6 protein-coding genes and 1 pseudogene are annotated in these 6,266 nt (G+C 44.7%); 1 reads left to right on the top strand and 6 read right to left on the bottom strand.

The genetic code is table 11. From position 1 onward, the window contains the following. Nucleotides 1-95: 95 nt before the first annotated feature. Nucleotides 96-899, bottom strand: a complete 804-nt coding sequence (locus F6J94_RS28170) for a hypothetical protein (protein ID WP_293021971.1) — start codon at nt 897-899, stop codon at nt 96-98. A gap of 143 nt (nt 900-1,042) precedes the next feature. Between F6J94_RS28170 and F6J94_RS28165 the strand changes: the two genes are divergently transcribed. Next, a complete protein-coding gene (locus F6J94_RS28165) occupies nt 1,043-1,183 on the top strand; it encodes a hypothetical protein (protein WP_293046468.1) in 141 nt (46 codons plus the stop codon). 392 nt (nt 1,184-1,575) lie between these two features. On the opposite strand, the gene F6J94_RS28160 is transcribed toward F6J94_RS28165, so the two are convergent. The 5 genes and pseudogenes from F6J94_RS28160 to F6J94_RS28140 all read right to left on the bottom strand — a co-directional run. Beyond that, nucleotides 1,576-1,821 carry a DUF4278 domain-containing protein gene (locus F6J94_RS28160; RefSeq protein ID WP_293021970.1) on the bottom strand — a complete coding sequence of 82 codons (246 nt, stop codon included), beginning with the start codon at nt 1,819-1,821 and terminating at the stop codon, nt 1,576-1,578. Nucleotides 1,822-1,860: 39 nt separating this feature from the next. Beyond that, nucleotides 1,861-2,007: a hypothetical protein gene (locus F6J94_RS28155; RefSeq protein ID WP_293046466.1), complete on the bottom strand. Its 147-nt coding sequence runs from the start codon at nt 2,005-2,007 to the stop codon at nt 1,861-1,863. Nucleotides 2,008-2,435: 428 nt separating this feature from the next. Further along, on the bottom strand, nt 2,436-2,585 hold the full coding sequence (locus tag F6J94_RS28150; protein ID WP_293046463.1) for a hypothetical protein: 150 nt from the start codon (nt 2,583-2,585) through the stop codon (nt 2,436-2,438). A gap of 114 nt (nt 2,586-2,699) precedes the next feature. After that, a pseudogene (locus F6J94_RS28145) lies at nt 2,700-3,959 on the bottom strand (RNA-guided endonuclease InsQ/TnpB family protein). A 71-nt stretch (nt 3,960-4,030) separates the two neighbouring features. Further along, the coding region (locus tag F6J94_RS28140; protein WP_293046459.1) for a GH116 family glycosyl hydrolase at nt 4,031-6,266 on the bottom strand (2,236 nt) is incomplete at its 5' end.

Genomic DNA, 6,266 nt, shown 5'->3' with positions numbered 1-6,266 from the left:
TCTCCCCATCTCCCCATCTCCCCACACTCCCTACTCCCTACTCCCTACTCCCTACTCCCTAAAACTATTGAAAACTACTATCAATTAAATTGGTATTACGTCATCCCAACCCGTTTGGTTCTTAGAGTAACATTAACCCCTTCAGTGGATTGCTCCAATACTAATAATGGCGTTGGTTTTGCCTTTTGATCCCAACGCATGCAAACAATACGTCCTTGAATTGTTGGTTGCCAGGTATCATTGTCCGCATCTGGACTAAGAAATGTTTCAATACAGTCAATAATTTGGCTAACGGTTGCCGAGGTGCGTTGAGTGGGTAATTTCATTAACTTAACTTGAATACGGAAAAGCACTCCCACACTGCGTTTACCTCGAATTTCAGTCTCGTACTTAACATCAAATATTTCATTAATTTTACGACCTGACGTACTAGCAACACCGATAACATTTCTAGAGTCTTGAGTAGGTCGTAATGCTATACTGATTAACTGTTTTATTCGAATTTTAATTTGATTGATAACTCCAAAGTGGAATACCTCTTCTTCCATTCGCATTCTGAGGTAGTCCAGATTAAATTCCCGCGAGTGAACCAAATCGGGATTTGATTCCATTTTCCGGATGGTATTAAGCGCCAGCTTTAACTTTTTTCGGAGATCAGCAGTTTTATACTGCTCCAATTTGAGCTTTTTGTCCCTATCCTTGAATTGCAGCTTACCATACACTACTAATCCAATCACCACTAAAGCTAGTCCAATAGACACAAAAATCCAATGATTAAAATTCCCCAGTTGCCCAGCAGAGCCAGACGTCTTGGGAATGGTAGATGGAGGTGAGGATGCAATTTTCACAGGTACAAAAACCTGAGTCCGTGATTCTCTGAAGATGAGATGATGGGACATAATCACTATCGAATAAAACTCAAAACCTCTTGACTAGGATTACCTTAGCGTGGATATCGTAAAAAATTTGTAAGCACCTGCTATTATTCGCTTTTGAATCAGTTAGTCAGAGACAAATGCTAATTCGCAGTATCTACATATAAATGTTTTTTACTTTCTTTTGGAAGCCTTTGTCCTTCTCCTTAGAAGGAGTGCTACGGAACTTCCCTTGTCCACTGCAGGAGTGGAGCTTCAAGCCATATCCATCCATGGCCTTTGGGCCACGCTACGCGAACGGTGATTAGTTTCGACTAGTTAGTCTTTGGGTACTAACCTATATCATAACCTGGTGTTCGCCACCAGTTTCTAGCTATAAGGAGGCGCACTAGCTGAACCAATCATCCAGAGGTTTTCCTCAGCAGAAGCGTCCCAAGGATATAACGGGCTTTCCGCACCCCTACGGGAAGGCATCCAAAGCATCTATAGTATTGTGCCAAGTATTGTGGCAATTTGGGTAAGCAATTGAAGCCTTTTCCATGGAAGCCTTTTGCCTTAGTTTAGTAATAGTGTTGCTATGGTAGATTACCCAAAGCCCAACTTAAGGAAGAATTTCAAGATACTCTATAGCTTATGTATCTAAGCATTCAGCTAAGGCCGATTGGCGCTATAGCTGATATGGGATAAGGCAATAGCTTAGCTATTTAGAACAAGGATGCTTTGCTCCGTAACGTTGCTTAGTAAAATCAATCGGTTTACCCCAAACAACGTGGAGATAATATGCCCCACGATACTTTAATTTACCGATCGCTTCCGGTAAAAGCACACCGTTCAGCTTTGGCTGTCGCCAACGGATACCACGATACTTACCAACAATTTTTTCTAATTTCATCTCAAAAGTTACCGGTTTATTTTCATAGGTAATACCACGGTAAGTGAATTTCATTATTTTATCCTCTTAATTGTTTGTGATATCTGTAATTGATCACTCCAAGTCAGAGCCTATACTTAGATAATTACCGAAAGTTAGACTAACGGAACAGTAAGCATTCAGCTTAGAGCTATCAGCTATCGGCTGATTGTTCGCGTAGCGTGGCCCATTCGCGTAGCGTGGCCAATAGGCCAAGGCCAAGGTTGTCCAAGATAACTGATGTACTCGTTCCCCTCAGGAAAATTCCTAAGTTTTGCTTGATTGAAAAACTGACGGCTGTTGTGCTGATACCTGAATGCTTACAAGTAACAAATCTGAGTGAGTGACTTTACTCCTAACACCCTTGATTTTATGTAGAGAGCAGTTGAGTGGTAGCTAAACCCAACAAAACTATTGCCAAGGTTGATTTCACTATGTTAAAATAAACCCTTGCAGCTATAAAATTCAGTCAACCAGGTAAGAAATTGACCGAAACAGCAATAAATTTAACTATCATCTTGATGATACCCAAGCTGCTGTAGTTTGGAATATCAATCAGGATTGCTCCCTTAGCTACCTTCTTATTGGTCAGTTGATCATCAGGACATTATAAAATTTGCCTATCGGATTTTCCGTTGAGAAACCAGTGATTAGCCCATCTTGCTGATAGTGTGGCAATGCGTTCGCGTAGCGTGGCCTACGGCCAATCGCGTAGCGGCTCCATTCGCGTAGCGTGGCCCATTCGCGTAGCGTGGCCAATAGGCCAAGGCCAAGGAGCATCCCATAACTAATCTCATCACTAAGGGTACACAACCCCCGCCATTACCTGTCTTTTTCTAGTTGGTATTATCCTTAAGCATTAAGTGACATCCTCCTACCCCAAATCAAAGATTATGGTGTAGGCTTCCAAAGAATCACTTCTTCGGCTTCCTGGTTGTTCTCTTACGAGCTTTCGACACTTGCCTAGATTGAGTTTCCCCAATCCCCGGTAGACCGTCTGCACAGGCAGTTTCCATTCCCCTAAGCCCTAGGGTACTGATCAGCGCTATCCCTCTATTTCTAATTACCTGACCACTGGCGACATCTCTATCTGTGGTATATCCACAACTCGGACAGCTATGCACCCTGACACTCAGGTCTTTTTTGACAATAGCTTCACACTCGGGACAGGTTTGAGATGTCCCCCTAGCATCGACAACAGCAAAAAACTTCCCTCTTTTCCAGCACACATACTGGACAATCTGGCGGAATTGTCCAAAGCCAGCATCAAGGGTCTGCTTCCCAAACATGCCTTTGGCCATGATGCGATAGTCGATATCTTCCATGAAGACCATATCCCCGGCATCGCACAGAGCGTGGGCTTGTTTGAAGTGGAAATCTTTGCGGCTGTTGTCAATGGTGTGGTGAAGTCTCGCTATCTTCAGCTGTTGTTTCTCGTAATTCTTAGACCATTTCTGCTTCCTACTGAGTCTACGTTGCAGCAATTGCAGCTTGCTTTGCAGACTTCTAAAAAACTTTGGCGCTTTGACGAGTTCACCATCACTGGTTGCCAAAAACTTCTCCAGCCCCAGGTCTACTCCGATCGCATCACCATGGGGCATGGGGGTGGGAATACTGACATCCGATTGGATCACTACAGATGCTTACCAACAGTCAGCCTTTCTCAAAATACGAACCTGCTTAACTACAAAGCCCCTAGGAATAGGGCGATGCAGGTTGATCGCAATCGCTCCAATTTTCGGCAGCTTAATGTGATCTGAGCTGATGGGATTCTTCTTAAACTGCGGGAACAACAAAGACTTGAACTGTCCTTGCTTCTTGAACCTGGGAAAACCAAACCCTCTCGCCTTAAAATACTCCCACCCTCGGTGCAGCTGTTTAACTGCTTGCTGCAAAACTTGAGAAGGAACTTCCTTGAGTAATGGAAATTCAATCTTTGCTTTTGGCAAGTTGTTAAGCTGTCTGATTTGGTCGGGAAACTTGGCGTCGGCGGGAATGATATATTCAGAAACAACAGAGCATCTGTCAATCAAACACTTGCGACTTCTGCACCAATCTTTGATCTCCTGCAATGCATAGTTGTAAGCCCCACGACAGATGTTCATCCACTCCTTCAATACCTGTTCAGTAGCAGAATCTGGGTAGATTCGGTAGCGGTAGTTAAGTGTCAACATGCCTTAATTATAGAGCATTTCCAAGGGCAGGTAGGGTCAGATAATTTTTAATTTAATCGGTATTGAGCCGATTAAATTAAGTTCGGCGAGTCCGTGTATCTCACCACCATACCTGAAAGGTTAGTGGGGGTCTTATTGCTCCCCCAAACCCCCACTGTTAGATAAACTGCCCAAATGCCCATGGCTCGCAAATAGTGACTAGCTCGGAATGTCCCTGCTGCTGTAATCGCTTCTGGTGTCCTAAATTGCAACCCATGATCATAAACCTGGCTCACGACTGCTTCAGTCATACGTAAAGCTTCATCTTTCATCCCTTGCTGAATCAGAAATGCTGCTAATCCAAAATTAATTCCTGTCCAGACTTCCATCGGATGAGTAGCATCGGGATCTTCTGGTGTGCCATCGGGTCTGACTCCATTAGCTGCTCCCAGTTGACCCTGATGGAACTTTAAAAAACAGGCATCATACACAGTCTTGAGGGCTGAGAGAGTACACTCTGGTGGCACAATATCCGGTAATCCCAGTAACTGAGCATAAAATTGACCACATAACTGGTCTGCCATCACCACATCTGAGCCACTTTCACTATCTAGTTGATAGTACTGCCCATTCCACAGCTTTTCTTGATAAATTGGCATAGCTTGTGCTAACCATTGGCGATAGCAGTCAATGGTGTCTTGAATGGAATCTAGCTCAGGTACTTCTACTAATGGGGATGTTGGTGGATAATTCTTGGTCAGAATTTCTCCAATTGCGATCGCACTCTCTAAGGCCGCTAACCACAACCCCCCACAGTAAGCACTTACTCCCTGCAATCGCCAATCATCAAAGGTTTGATCTGGTGCGCCATAGTTTTCGGGGATCCCATCTCCATCTTGGTCAAACCCCTTGAGATAAGCCAGTGCCTTGACAATGGATGACCAGCACTCCCACAAAAAGTCTATATCTGTAGCGCTAGAAAAAACAAAATCCCGATAGACTTGTAAAACAAAGTCACTGGCTAAATCCTTCCACTGGTTACAATCCTGGTAGCTAGTATAATTGGTCTGTTGCCAAGGATGCTCATTGGGCGCTCCTAGGTCATGGGGAGTAGCATCCGCAATTTTACGGACAGCTTGAGCTTGGTTGTAGCCAATAATACGTATTGTTTCATCGCTGGTCGGGATAGCTCGGGCAAAGGCTTCTAACACCGCTTTATCCAGTTTCGGCCACAGCATTGCTAGGGCAAAAGAACCATAGAGCCGCACATCCAGGCTTTCGTACCAACGGTAATCTAGACATTCTAATACACCAAACTGTCCAATTGGGTCAAGTTCAGTTGCTGCTGTCCAGAGAGTACCGCCATCCGTGAGCAAGTAAAGCTCATTAAACAAGGCCATTTTGAACCAATTCGGTAAATCCTCCTGATTTAAAATCGGTTCTTGCCATGATTCAATTTGTTCTCGCCACAGATCATGGTGCTTGAGAGCAGTGCGCACCATTGACCAGCCATTATTACCGTTGCGTCCAAAAAAATCCGTGTATCTCCGGTAATAGTTAATACCTAATTTAAATTCTGTCACCGGGAAGTCCCAAGCCAGGATAAAGGTAATTTTGCGGGTTTTACCTGGACGAAGAGTAAAGCGAATTGCGATCGCGCACGCAATTTGTTCTCCTGGTGCCGCTGGGGTTTCATCTTGATGGTCTACCAAGCTACCATCCGTAGCAAAGGTATCCCAAACCTCAGCACCATCACCAACTGGATTCCAGCGACCGTGGTAAAATACCTCCATACTGGGATTAGTAACTGTAGCGAGGCACAATTGCCCTTCCCCTTCTTTAATCTCATCCCCCAGTCTCACCCGGTCTAGAACAAATCCGACCCGATAGTGATCCACAACCCACTGATTCAAATTCCCCGTACTATCTCCCCACCGAGGCTGGTACTCATACACCGGACTGCCATCATCCCTTACCCGCACCTCTGGATTTTTAATCGCATTCGTAAACCAACCCACCATATTCTGCCAAGTGAGCATGATGCTAAGGGTAATCGGGGTATCAGTAGGGTTGTGAGCCGTCCACTCAAACACCGCCACTGGGTAACTACTTTCCTGATAACATCCTGCCCAAATCGGGGAAAACTGCTCACAGGTTAGTTCAGTCTGAAAGACATTTTTATAGGTAAACCAACTGCGAGGATACAAAGCATAGTAGTGACCAGAAACCTCTGAGCTGTTTTCCTCACCTTTGCCTTGTGTTGGATACCATTGCCAAGAGCCCACCAGAGGATGCTCAGCTGGGCTCTTGGCAATGGTATCCAACACA

Source organism: Moorena sp. SIO1F2 (assembly GCF_010672755.1).
Lineage (GTDB): Bacteria > Cyanobacteriota > Cyanobacteriia > Cyanobacteriales > Coleofasciculaceae > Moorena.
Note: the sequence above shows the minus strand (reverse complement) of the source record. Positions and strands in the feature narration are given on the sequence as shown.